Source organism: uncultured Polaribacter sp., from assembly GCF_947501385.1.
Lineage (GTDB): Bacteria > Bacteroidota > Bacteroidia > Flavobacteriales > Flavobacteriaceae > Polaribacter.
In genome coordinates this window covers 1-21450 of the sequence record NZ_CANMVP010000042.1, presented here as the reverse complement: position 1 = coordinate 21450, position 21450 = coordinate 1, and the positions used below count along the sequence as shown (strand labels likewise).

At 34.2% G+C, this 21450-nt stretch carries 16 protein-coding genes; 14 read left to right on the top strand and 2 right to left on the bottom strand.

All coding sequences use genetic code 11. The annotated features are described in order from the left end of the window. The 4 genes from Q0998_RS18330 to Q0998_RS18315 all read left to right on the top strand — a co-directional run. On the top strand, positions 1–247 hold a 247-nt coding region (locus tag Q0998_RS18330), incomplete at its 5' end, for a hypothetical protein (RefSeq protein ID WP_299672555.1). Positions 248–390: 143 nt separating this feature from the next. Further along, positions 391–810, top strand: a complete 420-nt coding sequence (locus Q0998_RS18325) for a VOC family protein (protein ID WP_299672552.1) — start codon at positions 391–393, stop codon at positions 808–810. Positions 811–893: 83 nt separating this feature from the next. Then, positions 894–4154, top strand: a complete 3261-nt coding sequence (locus Q0998_RS18320) for a S41 family peptidase (RefSeq protein ID WP_299672549.1) — start codon at positions 894–896, stop codon at positions 4152–4154. A gap of 360 nt (positions 4155–4514) precedes the next feature. Further along, positions 4515–5396, top strand: coding sequence for an RluA family pseudouridine synthase (locus Q0998_RS18315; RefSeq protein ID WP_299672546.1), 882 nt, complete (start codon positions 4515–4517; stop codon positions 5394–5396). Between the two features lie 226 nt (positions 5397–5622). Here Q0998_RS18315 and Q0998_RS18310 read toward each other — a convergent pair whose 3' ends face one another. After that, a complete protein-coding gene (locus Q0998_RS18310; RefSeq protein WP_299672544.1) occupies positions 5623–7101 on the bottom strand; it encodes a PLP-dependent aminotransferase family protein in 1479 nt (492 codons plus the stop codon). 83 nt (positions 7102–7184) lie between these two features. Between Q0998_RS18310 and Q0998_RS18305 the strand changes: the two genes are divergently transcribed. From Q0998_RS18305 to Q0998_RS18265, 9 genes are all read left to right on the top strand, one after another. Further along, positions 7185–7427, top strand: a complete 243-nt coding sequence (locus tag Q0998_RS18305; RefSeq protein ID WP_299672542.1) for a DUF1272 domain-containing protein — start codon at positions 7185–7187, stop codon at positions 7425–7427. A gap of 9 nt (positions 7428–7436) precedes the next feature. After that, positions 7437–8096, top strand: a complete 660-nt coding sequence (locus Q0998_RS18300) for a pyridoxamine 5'-phosphate oxidase family protein (protein WP_299672540.1) — start codon at positions 7437–7439, stop codon at positions 8094–8096. Positions 8097–8145: 49 nt separating this feature from the next. Continuing rightward, positions 8146–9423, top strand: coding sequence for a hypothetical protein (locus Q0998_RS18295; RefSeq protein WP_299672538.1), 1278 nt, complete (start codon positions 8146–8148; stop codon positions 9421–9423). Beyond that, a complete protein-coding gene (locus tag Q0998_RS18290) occupies positions 9423–10511 on the top strand; it encodes an AI-2E family transporter (RefSeq protein WP_299672537.1) in 1089 nt (362 codons plus the stop codon). The genes Q0998_RS18295 and Q0998_RS18290 overlap by 1 nt, the downstream gene beginning before the upstream one ends. A 6-nt stretch (positions 10512–10517) precedes the next feature. Then, positions 10518–11696: a class I SAM-dependent methyltransferase gene (locus Q0998_RS18285; RefSeq protein ID WP_299672535.1), complete on the top strand. Its 1179-nt coding sequence runs from the start codon at positions 10518–10520 to the stop codon at positions 11694–11696. 222 nt (positions 11697–11918) lie between these two features. Beyond that, entirely contained in the window at positions 11919–12725 is an 807-nt protein-coding gene (gene fdhD / locus Q0998_RS18280) for a formate dehydrogenase accessory sulfurtransferase FdhD (RefSeq protein ID WP_299672533.1), read from the top strand. Next, on the top strand, positions 12718–15009 hold the full coding sequence (locus tag Q0998_RS18275) for an FdhF/YdeP family oxidoreductase (RefSeq protein WP_299672558.1): 2292 nt from the start codon (positions 12718–12720) through the stop codon (positions 15007–15009). Before fdhD ends, Q0998_RS18275 begins: the two co-directional genes overlap by 8 nt. Before the next feature lie 34 nt (positions 15010–15043). Then, the gene (locus Q0998_RS18270) at positions 15044–16579 is read left to right on the top strand and encodes a hypothetical protein (protein WP_299672531.1); all 1536 of its coding nucleotides are present in this window, start codon (positions 15044–15046) and stop codon (positions 16577–16579) included. A gap of 339 nt (positions 16580–16918) precedes the next feature. After that, positions 16919–17182, top strand: coding sequence for a hypothetical protein (locus Q0998_RS18265; protein ID WP_299672529.1), 264 nt, complete (start codon positions 16919–16921; stop codon positions 17180–17182). A gap of 1616 nt (positions 17183–18798) precedes the next feature. On the opposite strand, the gene Q0998_RS18260 is transcribed toward Q0998_RS18265, so the two are convergent. Further along, positions 18799–19452 (bottom strand): RNA polymerase sigma factor, encoded by a 654-nt coding sequence (locus Q0998_RS18260; protein WP_299672527.1) that lies wholly within the window; start codon positions 19450–19452, stop codon positions 18799–18801. A gap of 485 nt (positions 19453–19937) precedes the next feature. On the opposite strand from Q0998_RS18260, the gene Q0998_RS18255 reads away from it, so the two are divergent. After that, on the top strand, positions 19938–21101 hold the full coding sequence (locus tag Q0998_RS18255; protein ID WP_299672525.1) for a FecR family protein: 1164 nt from the start codon (positions 19938–19940) through the stop codon (positions 21099–21101). Positions 21102–21450: the final 349 nt, after the last annotated feature.

Below are 21450 nucleotides of genomic sequence, written 5' to 3'. Positions count from 1 at the left end.
TTTTGATTTATTATTGCACAGAGATTCACAGCGTTTTTTCGCAGAGATTCACAGAGAAAACAGGACCCTAATTTCACGGATTTCACAAATAAACGTGGGGATGATGCAGCCGTTGGATTTTGATTTATTATTGCACAGAGATTCACAGCGTTTTTTCGCAGAGATTCACAGAGAAAACAGGACCCTAATTTCACAGATTTCACAAATAAAAAAGATGCCAACGGATGTCATTTCGAAACTTTCCTGAGGAAGTTAGATGAGCTTTTCTAGCCTCCGAAACTTCGGAAGAGCAATCTTAAAATTGAGATGCTTCCTCATTCTTCGTCAGAATGACAGTCATTAAAATTATGTAACTTTGTAACTTTAAATATTTAATATCAAACCTTTAATATGAAGACTCAACCCTTCCACCTTGCAATTCCGGTTCAAGATTTAGAAAAATGTAGCACTTTTTACAGGGAGATTTTAAACTGTAAAGAAGGGCGTTCTACCGAAAATTGGGTAGATTTTAATTTCTTTGGACATCAATTAGTTCTTCATCAAAAAGAGGATTTTAAGGCTAAAAGAATTTCAAATCCTGTTGATGGTTATGATGTTCCCGTTCCGCATTTCGGAGTGGTGTTAACTTGGGAAGATTGGAACTTGTTAGCCGAAAGACTAAAAGCTGCAAATACAACATTTGAAATTGCACCTTGCGTTCGTTTTAAAGGAAAAGTGGGCGAACAAGCAACCCTATTTTTTAAAGACCCAGAAAATAATGCGTTGGAGTTTAAAGCTTTTAAAGATATAGATCAGTTGTTTGCAAAATAAGCAAAATACTTCTTTAACATATCATTCCATTTTTTTTAGTTGATTTTTTTTACCTTTAAGAAATGAATCAAACCCAACTTATCATGAAAAAAATACTCTTTATTTTTTCTATTCTAATTTCTTACACAAGTTTTTCTCAAGGAACGCGATTATTAAGACAACCAACACTTTCTAACTCAGACGTCGTTTTTGTGTATGCTACAGATTTATGGAAAGCTTCGTTAAATGGAGGAAATGCAATTCGTTTAACTAGTGACGAAGGCTATGAATCAGATCCTCATTTTTCTAAGGACGGGAAATGGATTGCATTTACGGCACAATATGATGGAAATACAGATGTATTTTTAGTTAGTGCAAATGGTGGCGAACCAAAACGATTAACATACCATCCTTCTGGAGATTTCGTACAAGGTTGGACACCAGATGGGAAAATTCTTTTTCGTTCTAGCAGAGAAGGAAAACCAACCCAAACGAATAAGTTTTACACAATTTCTATAAATGGTGGAATGCCAGAAGCTTTTGAAATTCCAAGAGCAGCGTATGGAGAAATTTCTGAAGATAATACTTACATTGCCTACACTCCTATTACAAGTTGGGATGCAGAATGGAGAAATTATAGAGGCGGACAAGCAATGCCTATTTGGATTGTGAATCTAAAAACAAAAGAACTGATTAAAACTCCACAAACAGATGGAGAAAGACATGTAAACCCAGTTTGGTATAAAAACGAGGTGTATTATATTTCTGAAAGAGATTATACGGCAAACATTTGGTCTTACAACTTAAAGACCAACCAAGAAACTCAAATTACATTTCATAAAAAATTCGATGTCAAAAATATTGATGCAAATACGAACGGAATTGTTTATGAACAAGGTGGTTTTTTACATTTGCTAAATCCTGATACGAAAGAAACCAATCAAATTGTTATCAATGTAAAAGGAGATTTAAATTATTCGAGAACAAGATGGATGGATGTTAGCGGAAGAAATTTAACAAATCCGAATGTTTCACCAAAAGGAAAAAGAGCCATTTTTGAATATAGAGGTGAAATTTTTACGGTTCCAAAAGAAAATGGAACTTGGCGAAATTTGACCAATTCTTCGGGTGTTGCAGATCGTTCACCTATTTGGTCTCCAAAAGGAGATAAAGTTGCTTGGTTTTCTGATAAAAACGGAGAATATGAAATGGTAATTGCAGATCAAAATGGTGCTAATAAAGAATTTATAAAATTACCAAATCCTACTTTTTATTTTCAGCCAGATTGGTCTCCTGATGGAAAATACATTGCGTACACAGATACTAATTTTGTGATTTGGATTATGAATATTGAAAACAAAAAAATCACAAAGGTAGATGCAGATGGCTATGCGCATCCGAATAGAACCATGAATCCTAAATGGTCTCCAGATAATGATTGGATTGCCTACGCGAAACAAAATAACAACAATTTCAAATCTATTTTTGCATATCAAATAAGTACAAAAAAAATCATACAAATTACAGATCCTATTGCAGATGCTATTTCGCCAGTTTGGGATGCTTCAGGTAAATACATATATACCTTAGCGAGTACAGATTATGGTTTACAAACAGGTTGGCTAGACATGAGTTCTTATGACCCAAATGTAACAAGGGCGCTCTACACAGTTGTTTTAAACTCAAAAGACAAAGCGCCTATCTTACCAAAAACCGATGAAGAATCCGCAAAAAAAGAAGAAAATAAAAAGGATAAAAAGAGTGATAAAGATGATAAGACAGCTGAAAAATCGTCAAAAGTAGAAAAAGTAATTATCGATGAAAATGGTTTATTTGATAGAGCTGTCGTTTTAAAACTACCTGCAAGAAATTATGTAGCATTATTAAAAGGGCCTAAAAATAAAGTATTTATTGCTGAATCCATCCCTAACTCTCCTGGATTAACAGTGCATAGCTATGATGTTTCAAAAGAAAAAGCAACCGTTTTTGCAACGGGTGTTTCTTCTATGAATGCCTCTAATGATAGAAATTCCATTTTACTCTCTAAAAGAGGAACTTGGAGTTTAGAAAGTAGCAAAGCTGCAAAAGCAGGTAAAGAAACATTGAAGACCAATATGAAGGTCAGAGTAGATCCAAAGGCAGAGGCACATCAAATTTTTAAAGAAGGTTGGAGATATATGAGAGATTTTTTGTATGTAGATAATGTTCATGGTGCTCCTTGGAATGACATTTATGATTGGTATGCTCCATGGATAAATGATGTAAAACATCGTTCAGACTTAAATTATGTGATCGATATTATGAGTGGTGAAGTTGCTATTGGGCATTCTTATGTTTCTGGAGGAGATTTCCCAGATGTTGATAGAGTTCCTGTTGGTTTGCTAGGTGCAGATTTAGAAATAAGCAATAATGTATACCGTTTTAAAAAAATTTACAAAGGAGAACGCTGGAATCCTAATATCTCTGCACCCCTTGGAATCCCAGGAATAGATGTACATACAGGAGATTATTTATTAGCAATTAATGGAGTAACGCTAACATCAGACATGAATCCTTATCAATTATTAGAACAAACTGCAGGAAGAGAAATTTACATAAAAGTAAATGACACACCTTCAGATAAAAATGCCAAAACAGTTTTAATAACACCCACTTTTAGCGAGAGAGGTTTACGATCTATAGATTGGGTAGAAAGCAATAGAAGAAAAGTGGATGAACTTTCTAATGGAAAATTAGCTTATGTGTACGTTCCAAATACTAGCAATCCAGGTTTTACTTCTTTTAATCGTTATTATTTTTCTCAGCAAGATAAAAAGGGAGTTGTGATTGACGAAAGAAATAACGGTGGTGGTTCTGCAGCAGATTATATGATAGATATTATGTCTAGAGAAGTGGTTGGTTATTTTAATAGTAAAAGTGAAAGCAGAAGACCTTGGACTACTCCAATGGCAGGAATTTGGGGGCCAAAAGTGATGATTATTAATGAACGAGCAGGTTCTGGGGGAGATTTACTTCCATATATGTTTAAAGAGAAAAATTTAGGTCCTTTAGTGGGTACTAAAACTTGGGGAGGGTTAGTAGGAACTTGGGATACTCCTCGTTTTATAGACGGAGGAAGAATGGTTGCGCCAAGAGGTGGTTTCTACGATGTTGATGGTAACTGGGCTGTTGAAGGCGAAGGTGTTGCGCCAGATATTGAGGTGCATCAAAACCCTAAAGAAGTCATGTCAGGCAAAGATCCTCAATTAGAAAAAGCAGTGGAAGAAGCTTTAAGACTTTTAAAAGGAAATGAATTTAAAATGAAACCAGAGCCAAAAGCACCCATTCGTTCTAAAAGACCCAAAGGATATAAAAGAGACCATTAATATTTTAATAAATAAATTCCCGCTTCTAATGCGGGGATTTATGTTTACACCCGTTGTGCATTTTGATAAATTCTGTCAATTCGAGCGATTATAATGACGTAAATTAGTCTATAAATATGTCTGTTCGAGCGCAGTCGAGAACTATTAATCTACTTGAAATCAGATAATTATATAAACACGTCAATGGTAGTGAATTTCACGATTGAATTAAGTGAAATTTGTATCGAGAATAAGAATTTTCGTTTCTAAACTAGTTCTCGATACGATTTTTTTATCAAAAAATCACTCGAACTGACATTTTAGAATACATTTAACTCAAAATGCACAACGGGTGTTTACCTATAATTCTAAAAATAAAGATTGACAATAATCGAAACTCACTTCGCTAAAAAACTAGAAAACCCCATTCGTTTTCAAGAATATGGAGTGGGTATTTTTAAAACTATTCCCACAAAATCGGGCATCAAAAAAGCCATTAAAAAGGAACTTATTTTTATTGATGGAATTTTAGCAACCACTTCAAAATTTATTTCTGGAGGAGAAATAATCACATTGTACCCATCAGAAAATTCTTCATCTTTTGAACGCTTAAAATTAGATATTGAAGTTTTATTTGAAGATGATTATGTAGCAATTATTTACAAACCTGCAGGAATTTTAGTCAGCGGAAATAAATTTGTTACCATCGCAAATGGATTGGCACAAAACCTAAAAAAGAGTCCTCAAACAGATGCTGTAAAACCGCAACCAGTTCATCGATTAGATTATCCCACAAGCGGACTTGTATTGGTTGGAAAAACAAGTACAGCCATTCAGAAATTGGGAGAATTATTTTTAGAAAAAGAAATTCAGAAAACATATTTTGCAATTAGCATTGGTAAAATGGAATCTCAAGGAAAAATTGATTTTCCAATTGATACTAAAAAGGCACTTACTGAATTTAAAGTTTTACACACTGTAAAATCTGAACGTTTTGAGTTTTTGAATTTGGTGAAATTACTTCCAAAAACAGGAAGAAAACATCAATTAAGAAAACATCTTTTAGCCATTGGAAATCCTATTTTAGGTGATAAAGAATACTTTTTAGAAGGTAAAGTCTTAAATGGAAAAGGTTTGTATTTGCACGCCTCCACTTTAGAGTTTATACATCCTTTTACAAAAGAGAATATTTTAATTACCAAAGAATTGCCAAAGAAATTTACAAAGATATTTAAGACTGTCATTCCGAAAAAAAATGAATGAATTTCTTCAATAAAAAGGAAGTTGCTTCGTTTCTCGCAATGACAAGAGTTTTTGATCTTTTCTGTCATTCCTGCGTACTTGTCTATCAAAGGTAGAGGCAGGAATCTATAATTAGTTTTAGTCATTTCTATTCAGATTTGTTTATTATTTTTTTTCTAAAAAATAGAATTCACTTATATACTTCTGGTTGTTTGGATTCCTGCCTCCGCAGGAATGACAAAATTAGTTAACTCTTAATTTCTCTCATCGTTTTAGAAAGTCTATTTATCAATTCATAAATTTCTTCTTCATTATAAGTGGCAAATCCCATTCTTATGGAATTATGCCCTAAATTGGCAGCATCATAACGTTGCCACGCTCCTATTTCTAATTTGTGTTTTTGAGCAATTTCAGCAACTGTTTTCCAAGAGTATTTTTTATCTAAAGTTAACCAAACTGCCATTCCTCCTTTTGGAATTTCAAAAGAAAAAACATCCTGAAAATTTTCTTTTAAAAGAGTGCAAAACAAATCTCTTCTTGCTTTGTACACTTTTAGCACTTTTTTAATATGCCGGTCTAAATCGCCCGATTTTATAAAGTCTTCAAAGGTCAATTCTAACAAAGCATCACCTTGTCTATCTATAAATCTACGCAAATTTGCTGCTTCATTTACAAAAGCTTCGGGGGCAATTAAATAACCTATTCTAAAAACTGGCGCTACAGTTTTACACACAGAGCCAATATAAATTACATTACCGTTTGCATCATGACTTACCAACGGTAGAATAGGTGAATGCTTGTAATTAAAATCATAATCGTAATCGTCTTCTATGATTGCAAAATTATATTTCTTGGACAAATTCAGTAAATGAATTCTTCTTTCTGCTGATAAGGTAACGGTTGTTGGATGGTGGTGATGAGAAGTTACATAGACCGCTTTTATCTGGTTTTGCTTACAAATTTGCTCGATTTCATTAATAACCAATCCATTTTCATCTACAGCAACTCTTTGTAAATTTGCTTTTCTTTGTAAAAAAACAACATCTGCAGCATTGTAATTGGTCTGTCCTACAATCACAATATCATCTTTTTGCAATAATAATTTTGCAGACAAATAAATCCCCATTTGACTGCCTCGAGTAATTAAAACATTTTCTTTATTGATGTATAAACCACGTGTTTTATTGAGATAATCTGCCAATGTAATTCGTAATTTTTTATTCCCTAGAGTAGCACCATAGGTCATTTCTTTGTAAATATTTTTCCGACTACAAATTCTTCTATAGGTTCTTGCCAAATCTTCTGTTGGTGTTAATCTTGCGTCAGAAATTCCATCGTTTATATCTATAAAACCGTCTTGAGGTTCCCTGTATTTTAGGGGGATAGGGTTTGCTTTATAAAATTGAAAACCCGTATTTTTTATCGCATTCAAATCGTCTTGATCTGTAAAATCTTGTACATTGAGTACTGGCAAATTTGAATTTATAAAGGTGCCTTTTTTAGGAATACTTTCTACCCAACCCTGCAATAATAATTCCTCGTAACAAGCAACAATCGTTTTTCTATGAACGTTTAATAATGCTGCTAAAACTCTACTTCCGGGTAATTTTGTGTTCGGAATTAATTTTCGCGCCTTTATCAATTCTATAAACTGATTTGATACTTGCAAATACAACGCTTGTTTGCTTTTTCTATCTAATTGAAAGCTGGTTTTGTATGGAAACATCTTGTGGACTAGTATTTATTTTAATTCTGGACGATTATAGCAGTCCATAAATATAGTAATTTTGAGTTATCAAAAAAGGAATCATGTTAGAAATTAGACCCAATTGTGAACATTGCAATAAAGAACTTCCAAACACATCAACAGAGGCAATGATTTGTTCTTTTGAGTGTACCTATTGCAAAACCTGTGCTATGGCAATTTTTAAAAACGTTTGCCCAAGTTGCTCTGGGAACTTTACGGAGCGTCCAATTCGGACTAAAGAAATGATTGAAAAATACCCAGCTTCAGCAGAAAGAATTTTTAAACCAAAAGATTTAGAAAAATAAAGAATCAATATGAATGCATATCAAAAATCAAAATTAAACAGCGTAAAGCGAGGCGCCATTAGAGCCACCTATGATGTTGAAAAGATACATACCATTTTAGATGCGGGCTTTATTGGTTATGTAGGCTATGTTTTTCAAGGAAAAGCCATCACAATTCCAATGGCCTATGGCAGAAAAGACAACACCATAATTCTACATGGCTCTCATGCAAATAGAATGCTAACGTCACTTTTAGAAGCCAAAGAAATGAGTATGACGGTGATGCATTTAGATGCGTTGGTTTTGGCGCGTTCAGGCTTTCATCATTCCGTAAATTACAGATCTGCTACCTTATTTGGTAGGGTGAGAAAAGTGGCAAATAAAAAGGAGAAAAACGATTTATTGTTCTATTTTATGGAACACATGATGAAAGGCAGATGGGATGGAATTCGCGAAATGAATACCGCAGAATTTGATAGAACATTGGTGGTAGAAATGACGATTGAAACAGCTTCTGCAAAAATTAGAGATGTTGGCGTAGCCGATGAACCTGAAGATTATGAGTTAGATGTTTGGGCTGGTTTAATGCCTATAAAACAAGTAGCTGAATATCCAATTGCAGACAAAGGAAAACCTGAGCAAATGGAAATCCCTAAGCATATTTTAGATTATTACGAGCAAAATAAATAAGTTCCTTTAAAAAGTAATAAATTAGCTTCTTTATTTTTAAATTTAAATAATGAAGACGTTTTTTAAGATTTTAGGAGGGATTATACTATTAATTATTGTTGGTGGAATTATTTACTATTTTGTAAATAATGAAGCACTTCCTGAAGGAAAAAAAGGAAAAAATGCAGATGCTTTAGCAATTAAAATGTTAAATGCGCTAAATCACGATGCTTTTGAAAATACGGAAGTGATAGCGTGGAGTTTCAGAAATACAAATCATTACAAATGGTTGAAGCAAGAAGATCTTGTGGAAGTTTCTTGGGATAAAAACAAAGTAATCCTAGATACTAAAAACACAGAAAAATCAACTGTTTTTGTGGATGGAACACCTACTACAAATACTGAACTTATACAAAAAGCGACAGATTATTTTAACAACGATTCTTTTTGGTTGGTGGCACCGTACAAAGTCTTTGATCCTGGTACAGAAAGAAGCATCGTAAATTACGATGGAAAAGAGGCACTTTTAATTACCTATACTTCGGGTGGTTCTACTCCTGGAGATTCTTATTTATGGATTTTAGATGAAAACTACTTGCCTGTTTCTTATAAAATGTGGACCAGTATTATTCCTATTGGTGGTGTTGCAGCAACTTGGTCTGACTTAAAAACAACAGAAGCAGGTATAAAATTACCTAGAACACACACACTTTCATTATTCGGCATGGAACTTTCTATGGGCAATGTAAAAGCCTATAACCCAAATGCCAATAAATTGGCAGATAAAATTTTAAAAGCCATTCAGCATAAGGCTTATCAAAATACGCGCTATCTAGAATGGAGTTTTGGTGGCAGAAGAAGTTTTAAATGGGACAAAGAAAAACACATTGTTGACGTTTCATGGGATAGTATTCGCGTGAATTTGCATCCTAGAAACAAAGAAAACAGCACTGTTTTCTTTAATGAAAAGTTACAAAAAACTGCAGATACAACATTGGTTAAAAAAGCTTGGAACATTTTTAACAACGATTCTTTTTGGCTAGTGGCACCGCATAAATTATTTGAAGACGGAATTATCAGAACGGTTCAAAAAGAGGATGGTAAAGATGCTTTATTAGTGAAATACACCACTGGGGGTTCTACACCAGGAGATTCTTATCTATGGATTTTAGACGAGAATCACATTCCCAAAAGTTACAAGATGTTTGTGCCTAGTATGAAAATGAATGGCGTTGCTGCCACTTGGGAAGATTGGATCACCACAAAAAGTGGAACCTTATTACCAACAAGTCATACTTTTGGAAGTGGCAACAAATTAAGTATGGGAGCAGTAAAAGGATATAATTAATGACATCAAAAACTATTGCAAACGGAATTTTAAGAGCACTCGGCATTCTTTTAGGTATTTTCCTTTTAGGCTATTTCTTGTATGCCATTCAATCTGTAATTGTTTATGTAATTATTGCCGGAATTCTCTCTTTAATTGCAAGGCCCATCATTCTATTTTTAAGAAGAAAATTAAAATTCCCAAATACCATAGCTGTTGTGGCAACCATGGTGCTAATGTTAAGTTTTTTAACGGGTTTAATTCTATTGTTTATTCCTTTAATTATAGAACAAGGAGAAAATTTGTCTCTATTACAAGGAAATGAATTACAGGCGGATATTAGAAATATATTTCATAGAATTACGTTGTATTTTTCATCAAAAGGAATTGATATTGACGTTCTAGCCGAATTAAAAAATATTAATTTTATTTCTCAATTTAAGCAAATTCCTAATTTTCTAAATGCTGTTTTAGGAATGCTAGGAGCTATAAGTGTGGGTATATTTTCAGTTTTGTTTATCTCTTTCTTTTTTATGAAAGATCGGAAATTGTTGAAAAGTGCTTTTATGGTTTTTGTACCCGAAGGAACAGAAAGCAGGTTCTCAAAATCATTAGAAACTATCAATACTTTATTATCAAAATATTTTATAGGATTGATCTTTCAAATTTCAATACTGTTTGTGCTCTACACAATTATTTTATTAATTTTTGGTATTAAGAATGCGGTGGTCATTGCATTTTTATGTGCTTTGCTAAACCTAATCCCTTATATAGGGCCATTAATAGGCGCTGTTATTATGTTTGTATTATCAATGACAAGTAATATTGAATTAGATTTTCAAACCCAAATTTTACCAAGAACGTTTTATGTTATGATGGGCTATTTAATAGCACAATTGATCGATAATTTTGGAAGTCAGCCCATTATTTTTTCAAGAACTACAAAATCTCATCCCTTAGAAATTTTCTTGGTCATTATTATTGGTGGTTTGCTTTTTGGCATTGTGGGCATGATTACTGCCGTACCAATGTATACTGCCTTAAAAGTAATTCTAAAAGAATTTTTATCCGAGAATAAAATTGTAAAATCATTAACCAAAGACCTTTAATTTCTTTTGAATTTAGCCATTTTAAAACCAGAAGTTCAGCAATTTATTCATCAGCATCTGAAAACAGATATTACAAAATTGATTCTAAAAGGAAGTCCTTTTGAGGCTATTTCTGTTCAAGCATTGGCAAATCAGATAATAGCCAAACAAAAATCAGCCACTAAATTGCCCACGTGGTTTCAGCAGGAGAACATCTATTACCCTGCAAAGATTAGTATCGAACAAACATCTTCAGAAATTACCGCAGCATACAAATCGAAGCTACTTTCTGGTAATAGTCTTATAGATCTTACAGGTGGTTTTGGGGTAGATTGTTTCTACTTTGCAAAAAAATTTAAAAATGTTGTTCATTGTGAAATAGATGAGGAATTATCAACTATTGTCAACTACAATTACAAGCAATTAGAAATTCAAAATATACAAACAATTGCTAAAAATGGCATTCATTTTTTAAAAGAAACAACCACGGTTTTCGATTGTATGTATATCGATCCTTCCAGAAGAGATGATACAAAGGGCAAAGTTTTTCTGCTAAAAGATTGCTTACCCGAAGTGCCGCCAAAAATCGACTTTCTATTTACAAAAGCCTCGACCATTCTCATTAAAACCTCCCCTATTCTAGACATTACACAAACGGTTCAAGATTTAAAAAATGTAAAAGAAGTGCATGTGGTTGCCATCAAGAATGAAGTAAAAGAAGTACTTTTTCTACTGCATAAAAACTACGAAGGAGCGATTGAAATAAAAACCATCAATATCAAAAAAGAACGATCCGACATTTTTAATTTTAACTATTTAGAGAATTCTATTTCTGAATATGCAACACCTCAAAACTTTTTATACGAACCCAATGCCGCCATTTTAAAATCGGGTGGTTTTCATCAAATAACCAATCAATTCAAAGTGAATAAGTTACACAAACATTCGCATTTGTATACTTCAGAAGTATTGATTGCTTTTCCTGGAAGAACATTTAAAATCGAATACATGCTTCCGTATGACAAAAAGAAGATCAAAAGACTATTACCAGAAAATAAGGCAAATATTACCACAAGAAATTTTCCTAAAACAGTGGCTCAAATAAGAAAAGAGACAAAAATTAAAGAAGGTGGTACTATATTTATCTTCTTTACCATCAACAAAAAAGGACAACTAATTGTATTGATTTGCAGTAAATTACCATAGTTATTAACAAGTTAAAAAAATATATTTTTAAAAATTGTTAATAACTTATAAAATTATTTTTTTAAAAAACAGTTTACAATAATATATATTTGTGAACAACTTAAGTGTTTTATTGTTAGGGGTATAAAACACTTAAACTAAGGCCTCAGATTTATTTCTGAGGCTTTTCTTTTAAAACCCTGTTTCTTTTTTTATTAAGTTTGTAGAAAAGCTTCTTATTCTATGCAAACAATCGCTTACCAAGGTTTAAAAATCACCAACCAACTCCAAAACAAAATTGAAGATTTTTTGGTTGTTGAGGCACCGCTACAAATCAACATCAATGGTGAAGCCTATACGGTGGTTATGAGAACTCCAGATAATGACATAGCTCTTATTAGAGGCTTATTATTTGCAGAAGATATTTATAAAAACACTGCCCCTTTTAACTATAAAATTGAAAAGGAAGAAAACGGAATTCCTTCCATCATCAACATCACTATTGCCAAAGAAAGTTTAGGAAAAGGATATGTAAACAAAAGAACCTTGCTTTCTGTATCCTCTTGTGGTATTTGTGGTAAAAAAGAACTAAAAGACATTGAAGTTTTGGGTGATGCATTGGTGTCAACAACAGCTGTATCTTCACAAGTAATTCATAAAATGTTTCTTACAATGAATGCTTTACAACAAACCTTTAAAAGTACAGGGGGAAGTCATGCAGCAGCAATTTTCAACAAAAAACATCAATTATTAACCATCAAAGAAGACATTGGCAGGCACAATGCTGTCGATAAAACTATTGGAGATTTGCTCTTAAAAGAAAATTTAAAAAGCGCTACTTATTTGTTAGTTAGTGGCAGAGTTTCTTATGAAATTGTATCCAAAGCATTTATTGGTAAAATACCCATTATTATTGCGGTTTCTGGTTGCTCAACGCTAGCGGTAGACTTTGCAAAAGAATTTGGTATTTGCTTGATTGGCTTTACAAGAGAAAACAAAATGACGGTATATGCAAACCCTTCCTACATAAAAACAACCAATGATGACTAAGAAAACAAACGCACAAACACCAGAAAAGCTCACGGGAATTCAGTTGAAAAAAATTCCACATTCTGCGGTGGGTGTAAAAGCAATACAACAGTCTATTGCGCATATCACCAAAGAAGTGGGGTTGATTAAAGGCATTGGTTTGTTAAAAAATCTAAATCAAAAAGACGGGTTTGATTGCCCCGGTTGCGCATGGCCAGATCCCGACGCAAAACGTGCTTTTTTAGCAGAATATTGTGAAAACGGTGCAAAAGCGGTGGCGGAAGAAGCTACGAGAAATAAAGTTTCTCCCTTATTTTTTGCAACCCATTCTGTGAATGAACTGGCTAAATGGTCTGATTATGAAATTGGAAAAAGCGGAAGAATTACCCAACCCATGTATTTGCCGGAAGGAAAAGATCATTATGAAGAAATCTCTTGGGAAGCTGCTTTTACTTTGATTGCAAAAGAGTTAAATGACTTAGACTCGCCAGACGAAGCTATTTTTTACACTTCTGGAAGAACCAGCAATGAAGCTGCTTTTTTATACCAATTGTTTGTACGTCAATTTGGCACCAATAACTTACCCGATTGTTCTAACATGTGCCACGAATCTAGTGGTGCAGCACTTACAGAAACCTTGGGAATCGGAAAAGGATCTGTTACTTTAGAGGATTTTAATCATGCAGATTTGGTGATTGTCATGGGACAAAACCCAGGCACCAACCACCCTAGAATGTTAACTGCATTAGGAGAAACAAAAAAGAATGGCGGAAAAATCATCACGATCAATCCGCTTCCTGAGGTAGGGTTAATGAACTATAAAGACCCTCAAAATCCGTTAAAATGGGTGGGTCCAGGACAAGATTTGACCGATTTATTTTTGCAAGTAAAAATCAATGGAGATGTTGCTTTGCTAAAAATGATTTTAAAATTGATGAAAGAAAAGGAAAAGGAATATCCTGGTAAGGTTTTCAATCACGATTTTATCAACCAAAAAACTGCTGGAGTTGAAGAAATGCTGCAAGATTTAAACAATTATCCTTTAGAAGATTTGTACCCGCAAACGGGCATTGATTTTGCGCTCATCGAAAAAGCTACCGAACTCATCATCAATAATGATAAAATTATTATTTGCTGGGCCATGGGCTTAACACAACATAAAAATGCGGTAGATAACATCCGTGAACTGGTCAATATTTTGTTGCTAAAAGGGAGTATTGGTAAAAAAGGCGCAGGCACCTGCCCGGTTCGAGGACATTCGAACGTTCAAGGTGATAGAACCATGGGGATTTGGGAAAAAATGAGCGATGCCTTCTTAGATAAATTACAAAATGAATTTCATTTTGAACCACCAAGAAAACATGGTTTTGATGTGGTGAATTCCATTGAAGCGATGCACCAAAAGAAGGCAAAAATTTTCTTTGGGATGGGTGGAAATTTTGTCTCAGCAGCACCAGATACAGAATTTACGGCAGCGGCATTAAGAAATTGTGACTTAACCGTTCATGTATCTACCAAACTAAATAGAAGTCATTTGATTCATGGAAAAAAAGCAATCATTTTACCTTGTTTAGGACGCTCAGAAAAAGATCTACAAGCAACTGGTGAACAATTTATTTCTGTAGAAAATTCCATGGGCATTGTACATCCTTCTTATGGACATTTAGACCCGCATTCTGATACCTTATTGAGCGAACCTGCAATTGTTGCAGGATTGGCAAATGCAACCCTAAAAAACTCCAACATTAACTGGACAGCTTTTGCTGCCAATTACGATTTGATTCGCGATAAGATTGCAAAAATAATTCCAGGTTTTGAAAACTTTAATGCTCAAGTTCGAAAAGATGGGGGGTTCTATTTGCCCAATAATGCCAGAGCAAATGACTTTACGCCTACAGCTACTGGAAAAGCAAATTTCACATTAAACAAACCCTCAGATTTAAAATTAACAGAAGATCAATTTATGATGATGACCATTCGTTCTCATGACCAGTACAACACCACTATTTATGGCTTAAATGATCGTTATAGAGGAGTTTTAAACGAACGTAGAGTTGTTTATATGAATCCTGAGGATATGAGAAATCAGCAACTAAAACAGCTAGATTTGGTCGATTTGAAAAGTCATTTTAATGGGGAAGAAAGAATTGCCAAAGGCTTTTTAGTAGTGAGCTATAACATTCCTAAACAATGTACAGCAACTTATTTTCCTGAGGCAAATGTGCTAGTGTCTATTAAAAGTGTTGCAAGAAATTGCAATACACCAGCCTCTAAAACCGTTATTATTACGGTTGAAAAAAGATAATTTATATTTGCAAAATCATTTCAAAAAAAAGCTTGTGAAAAATTCAATTGTATGTATGCTATTTGTTTTTTGTAGTTGTTTCCTATCCGCACAGACGAATACCATTCCAGAAAAAAGAACCCAAAAAGCATTTGCTAAAATCGACTTTCTTTCGATACCCATGCCAGAAACCACGTTTTTAAATGAACCCAATATGGGCTTTTCTGGGATTCATTATAATTTATTTTTAAACGAATCTTTTTACACAGGTATTGGCATCTATGGCTCCGTTTCTGGAAAGAGAGGTGGGTTTTTTACCTTAGGCGTCAATGCAGGATTTAAAAAATATATAGGAGATGAATTCTATCTAGATACTGGTTTCCATTTTGGCGGCGGTGGTGGCGCAGGAGCACCCGATGGTGGTGGTGCCTTTATTTTACCCCATTTGAATCTAGGCTATGATTTTACCCATTTTTCTTTAAATACTGGTTGGAGTTACATCAATTTCTTTGATGAAGGTTTGATCAAAGGAAATCAAATAAATGTGGCTTTAGAAATTCCTTTAGATTTTCACTATTCAAATTATACAAATCGTGAGCAGACATTTTCATCTGAAAAATTAAACAATTCTACTTGGAAACAAAAAACTAAAAAGACCTCCTTTCTAGTACATTTTAACAATTTAAAGGTGAATAAAGCCAAAAACAATCCCGCAGAAATTATAGAAGGAAAAACAATCCGTCTCGCAGGTTTTGAATTCGCAAACTATTTGTCTAAAAACTGGTTCGCCTTTTTAAAAGTAGACGGTGCTTATAGTGGCATTCGAGCGGGGTATATGGATGTGTTTTTTGGAGGAGGATATCATTTTTCGTTCAACAATAATAGCACCAACATTTTAGGGAAGTTCGGAATTGGAGCTGGCGGTGGCGGTGGTGTCGATTCTGATGGTGGTTTTATGTTGTATCCAGATCTTTCTATAGAACAGAAAATTTTTAACAACATCTATATTTCCGTCAATAAAGGTTTTTTGTTAACGCCTAGTCGTCTTTTTTCAACCTCCACATTCGGATTTGGTGTCAAGTACTATCTCGAGAGAAATGGTACTTTTAAAAATGAAAATACATTTGCGCAAGGAAAGTTTAAGGGAATTTCAGTTATTCTAAAACAAGATTGGTATTTGGATGCAGAAAGAATGGAAAATCCTACAGAAGACATGCATCAAATTTCACTTCAAATACATTTAGATGTCAACAGGCATCTCTATTTGGCAGGCCAAACCTCATTTGCAAATTTTGGCAATGCAGGTGCCTATGCAGAAGGTTTAATTGGGGTGGGCATACAAACCAACAAGTTGTTAAATACAAACACTACTTTCTTTACACAAGTCATTGCAGGTGCTGCAGGTGGCGGAAATATCAGTACAGGCGAAGGACTTATTATAAAACCAAGCATGGGTGTTGCTTATCAATTACATAAAACATTAAGCCTAAGAACTGCCGTGGGGTATGTAAAAGCAAAAGGGGGAGAATTGAGCAATCCTTTTTTGAATTTCGGTATTAAATATCATTTTTCTATCTTAAACATGAAATAATTTTGTGTACATTTGCAATGTCAATTAGTAATAATTGCACTCCCCTTTAAAAATTTATCATAACGTTCAAAAGATTGTTTATTCTCTAGAGAATAAATTAATGTTCATTATCATACAATTAAAGCACCCTAACTTTACATGTATTTTGCACTATTATTTTAATAGTTTCAGAAAACTAAAATACCAATATCCTCTACAAAGTTGGTTTCTGAATTAAAAATAATAGATTCCCATTCCTGCTTGCCGCAGGCAGGTTCACGGGAATGACAATTTCAACGGAGACCCCGAGGCTAGCCCCTCGAGGATTTTTTTCGATTAAAATTATAAAAATTATTTATTATGAAAAAAGTGTTATGTGTGTTAACATTTGTAGGGGTATTGTTGACCAGTTGCCAACCTGTAAAAACAGAATTAGAGCATTACGAATCTAACAAATCTGTTGTTGAGAAAGAATTTCCAAATTACCACATTACCTCTTTTAGACAATACAGTTATGTGTTTCAAGTGTCGAATCCAGAACATGTCATTAAGGTAACCCTTCACAATGCCAAAATCATCAAACAAGATACTTTAAAAGTGTTTACTATCGTTACAAAAAGATAACTACTCCCAAATATACGTTTATAAAACGTTTCGTTTTTCGAAATATTAAAAGAGCCATCAAAAAGGATGGTTCTTTTTTTATGGGTGTTTTCAATTTGATAAAACAAATCAGGATTATTTTAAAGAGCTGCAACCTTTTCAGCCAACAACATTACTTCACCTACTTATTAAAAAATACTAAAAGTGCGTGTAATCACTAAAAAATACAACCATTAGTGAATATATTCACCTAAAAATAGAACCAAAAGTGAATACAATATGAATTTGTATCGTTATATATCGTTATATAAAAAAGAAAAATATTTAATTGTTAACCTGTTGTGCATTTTGATAAATTCTGTCAATTCGAGACCCGAGAAAAATTTTTATCAAGCGGTTGGAATGACGTAATGTCTCCTCGAGCATTACTGAAATCAAAATATTTTTTGATTGAAAGTAGCAAACGTAGTTTTCGAGAGGTTAAAGAAGGTCTCGATAGCTTCGCTAGCTACCTTCGGCGCAAAATATCTTTTGCTTCTCGGCAATGCTCGACCAGACATATATTAATAATTTGTAAAACAGTAACTTACAAGCTATGTCAATGGTAGTGAATTTCACGATTGAAATAAGTGAAATTTGTATCGAGAACCTGCCTACCGCAGGCAGGTAAGAATTTTCATTTCTAAACTAGTTCTCGATACGATTTTTTTTATCAAAAATCACTCGAACTGACATTTTGGAATACATTTAACTCAAAATGCACAACGGGTAATTGTTAGTTAAAAAATAACGTTATTTGGTATAGAATTTCAATAAAAGTTTGTAGAGGTCAGTAGTTAAATACATACTAAGTACAAATTTTAAAGCACTGTTTATTAAGTGTTTGAATCGTTCGTTATTGTCCGTTCGAGACCCGAGAAAAAATTTTTATCAAGCGGTTGGAATGACGTAATGTCTCCTCGAGCATTACTGAAATGAAAAGACATTTTCATTGAGAGTACCTAGCGAAGCTATCGAGAGGTTTTAATGAGGTCTCGACTGCGCTCGACCAGACATATATTAATAATTTGTAAAACAGTAACTTACAAGCTACGTCAATGGTAGCATTACTGAAATGAAAATGTATTTTCATTGAAAGTAGCTAGCAAAGCTATCGAGAACTATTGGTCTGCTTTATATAGGTTTCGATAGCTTCGCTAGCTACCTTCGGCGCAAAATATCTTTTGCTTCTCGGCAATGCTCAACCAGACATCGTTAGTTAATTATTATTTTTAATAAGTAACTAGCTACTGACCTCTAAAAGTTTGTTTATAAGAAGAGTAATACCGTTAAAAACATGAAAAAAGACATAAAAACTCGTAAAATACGTAAATATATTGTTCCTTTGTTATAACAGTACACACCACGCTACACCATAAGAACAGCGTCCCAAGGTGTGTCTTTTGCTTTTATACGCTTTGCTTTTATTATTTATACTTATAATTTACCAGCATATGTTCGATAAAAAACCATTTACAATACAAGAACAAATAGTGCAATTACAAGAAAGAGGTTTAATCTTTAAGAATCCTAAATTAGCTGCTATTACAGATTGGGTGAATATTGGTTTGTAATGCAAGAAAATAAACACACAAATTTTACCACGATAAAAACAGCATCAACAATCGATCATCTTTATCAAACTCTTCCCGAATTTTGTTGAAGGCAATCCGCATTTGGGCTTCTACGGTTTTTACGGAAATATTTAGATGCGTGGCAATTTCGGCATACTTAAGACCTTCCTGTTTGTTTAAGTATAAAATTTCTTGGCATCTCGGAGGCAGTTGATTTACCGCTGCTTTTAATTTCTCTATCCGTAGCTCTAAAAGATCTCGGTCTTCTTCTATACGATTCCGCAAGGCCTCATGCTTTAATTGGGCATAAACATTTTGCCGACTTTTTAAGTGTCGGTAGCGGTCTATAAATAAATTGCGCGCCGTTAGGTAGAGATACTGTTTGGCAGCTTTAGCGTCGTGAAGGGTTGCCCTTTTTTCCCAGAGTACAATAAACGATTGCTGTGTAATATCTTCTGCCGCTGCTGCATCCTGCGTTAAAGTCGTCATATATGCCAAGCACGCCTTATAATGCAAATTAAAAAAGGTTTTAAATGCCGTTTCGTCTCCCTGCTGAATCGAGGTCATCAAATGATCGTTTTCCATTTCTATGCTATCATCAATTAGTAATTCATCGCACCTTAAATATATAAAATTAAATATATAAAACCTGTTGTGCATTTTGATAAATTCTGTCAATTCGAGTGAATTTCACGATTGAAATAAGTGAAATTTGTATCGAGAACCTGCCTACCGCAGGCAGGTAAGAATTTTCGTTTCTAAACTAGTTCTCGATACGATTTTTTTATCAAAAAATCACTCGAACTGACATTTTGGAATACATTTAACTCAAAATGCACAATGGGTATATAAAATAAAGAATTTCTTGAAATCAACTATCCCCAAGGCAGAACCTTAGGGAGATTCTGCCGATTTTATACCTAATCAAGTTGGGCACAAGCTTTGACCTAAAGGCCAAAAATCGAAATTCTATATTTTGCCTCACCCAAAACCAAAAAAGCGGTTTTGCCCTCTCCAAAGGAGAGGTAAAATCGGAAACCCTGGGGCAGAGCCCCGAGGAATTCTTTTAGAGTAAAGGTATAAATTTAATACTTTCTTTTTTTTTAAGGGTTTTTATTTACTCATCCGTTTAAAGCAGTAATCCATGAAACCCCATACACGTTTTGAAAGCATTATTCGATAAATTTTTAAACAACTCACTTACCGCAGAAGAGCTAAGTGCCTTACAGGAATGGTTGCGCCATCCAGACCATCAATCAGAATTGCTAGGGTATATTCAAAAAGACTATGACCTGAACCAATTGTACCAAGACCCTGATCTGGAAGCTGTTTTTTATAAGCTTTGGAATCAGTTGCACCCAAAACCCGTCCCTGTTAAAAAACTACGTCCAAATTGGTTTCGCTATGCTGCCGCTGCAGTTGTGCTAGGCCTCCTTACAACAGGGTATTTCTTAAAAGACACTCTTTTGAATTCTCCTATAGATAGCACTCCTATCATTGTCAACAACCAAATTCAAACCGGTACCGACAAAGCCACACTCACCTTAGCAGATGGTTCACAAGTAACTTTAGTAAAAGGAAAAACCTATCAAGCAAACAACGCAACCAGCAACGGAGAAGAAATCGTCTACCAAGAAACCAGAAACCAGAAACCAGAAACTAGAAACCAAATAACCTACAACACCCTAACCATCCCCAGAGGCGGGCAATTTCAAATCACACTCGCCGACGGTACCCAAGTATGGCTCAACTCAGCATCGCAAATCAAATACCCTGTAGCCTTTACCAAGGGCGAACCGCGACAAGTAGAATTGGTCTACGGAGAGGCTTATTTTGAGGTATCACCAAGTACAGCGCATCAAGGAGCCACCTTTAAAGTACTGCATCAAGCACAGGAAGTAGTGGTATTAGGTACCGAGTTCAACATCAAAGCCTACAAAGACGAAACCCATATCTATACCACATTGGTAGAGGGGAAAGTTGCTGTAAAGTCAGAAAACCAAAACGAAATTCTAAAACCAGGAGAGCAAGCAATATGCAACAGCGCTACTTTACAAGTAAGTGTTGGCACTATAAACTTACATAGAGAAACCTCTTGGAAGCAAGGCGAGTTTAGTTTTAAGCTGAAATCTCTCAAAGAGATCCTACAAGTCTTGTCTCGTTGGTACGATATGGAGGTTGTATTCGAAAATGCAGCACTCGAAAATGAACGTTTTACAGGATCCTTTTATAAAAACAGAAGCATCGAAGAAATTCTGGCATCCATTAAAAATACAAATATCATCAGTAATTATGAAATTCATGGGAAGCGGATTGTTCTTAAATAAAGAGAAAATAGAGGTTAGAAGTTAGAAGTTAGAAGTTAGATAGTAGATATAAGATATAAAATATAAAAAGTACAAAACATGAATACAAGTTCAAAACATAAAAAGGTAGTTTCCATGTCATTCCGACAGAGGCGCATAGCCGACGAGGAATCTCATCATTGGAAGTGAGACGGTTTAGAGTTTGAGTATAGAGTAATAAGTATTAAGTAGAAAGAGACAAGAAGTTGGATGATAGAGGTTAGATATTAGATGTTAGATGTTAGAGGTTAGAGGTTAGATGTTTGTATGTCTCTGATATGAAAAGTACAAAAGATGAATACGAGTTCAAAATATAGTATGATGGCTCCGC

Coding starts and splice junctions, on each gene's coding strand:
- Q0998_RS18325 (WP_299672552.1), top strand. CDS start 391: ATGAAGACTCAACCCTTCCACCTTGCAATTCCGGTTCAAGATTTAGAA.
- Q0998_RS18320 (WP_299672549.1), top strand. CDS start 894: ATGAAAAAAATACTCTTTATTTTTTCTATTCTAATTTCTTACACAAGT.
- Q0998_RS18310 (WP_299672544.1), bottom strand. CDS start 7,101: ATGTTTCCATACAAAACCAGCTTTCAATTAGATAGAAAAAGCAAACAA.
- Q0998_RS18305 (WP_299672542.1), top strand. CDS start 7,185: ATGTTAGAAATTAGACCCAATTGTGAACATTGCAATAAAGAACTTCCA.
- Q0998_RS18300 (WP_299672540.1), top strand. CDS start 7,437: ATGAATGCATATCAAAAATCAAAATTAAACAGCGTAAAGCGAGGCGCC.
- Q0998_RS18295 (WP_299672538.1), top strand. CDS start 8,146: ATGAAGACGTTTTTTAAGATTTTAGGAGGGATTATACTATTAATTATT.
- Q0998_RS18290 (WP_299672537.1), top strand. CDS start 9,423: ATGACATCAAAAACTATTGCAAACGGAATTTTAAGAGCACTCGGCATT.
- fdhD (WP_299672533.1), top strand. CDS start 11,919: ATGCAAACAATCGCTTACCAAGGTTTAAAAATCACCAACCAACTCCAA.
- Q0998_RS18275 (WP_299672558.1), top strand. CDS start 12,718: ATGACTAAGAAAACAAACGCACAAACACCAGAAAAGCTCACGGGAATT.
- Q0998_RS18265 (WP_299672529.1), top strand. CDS start 16,919: ATGAAAAAAGTGTTATGTGTGTTAACATTTGTAGGGGTATTGTTGACC.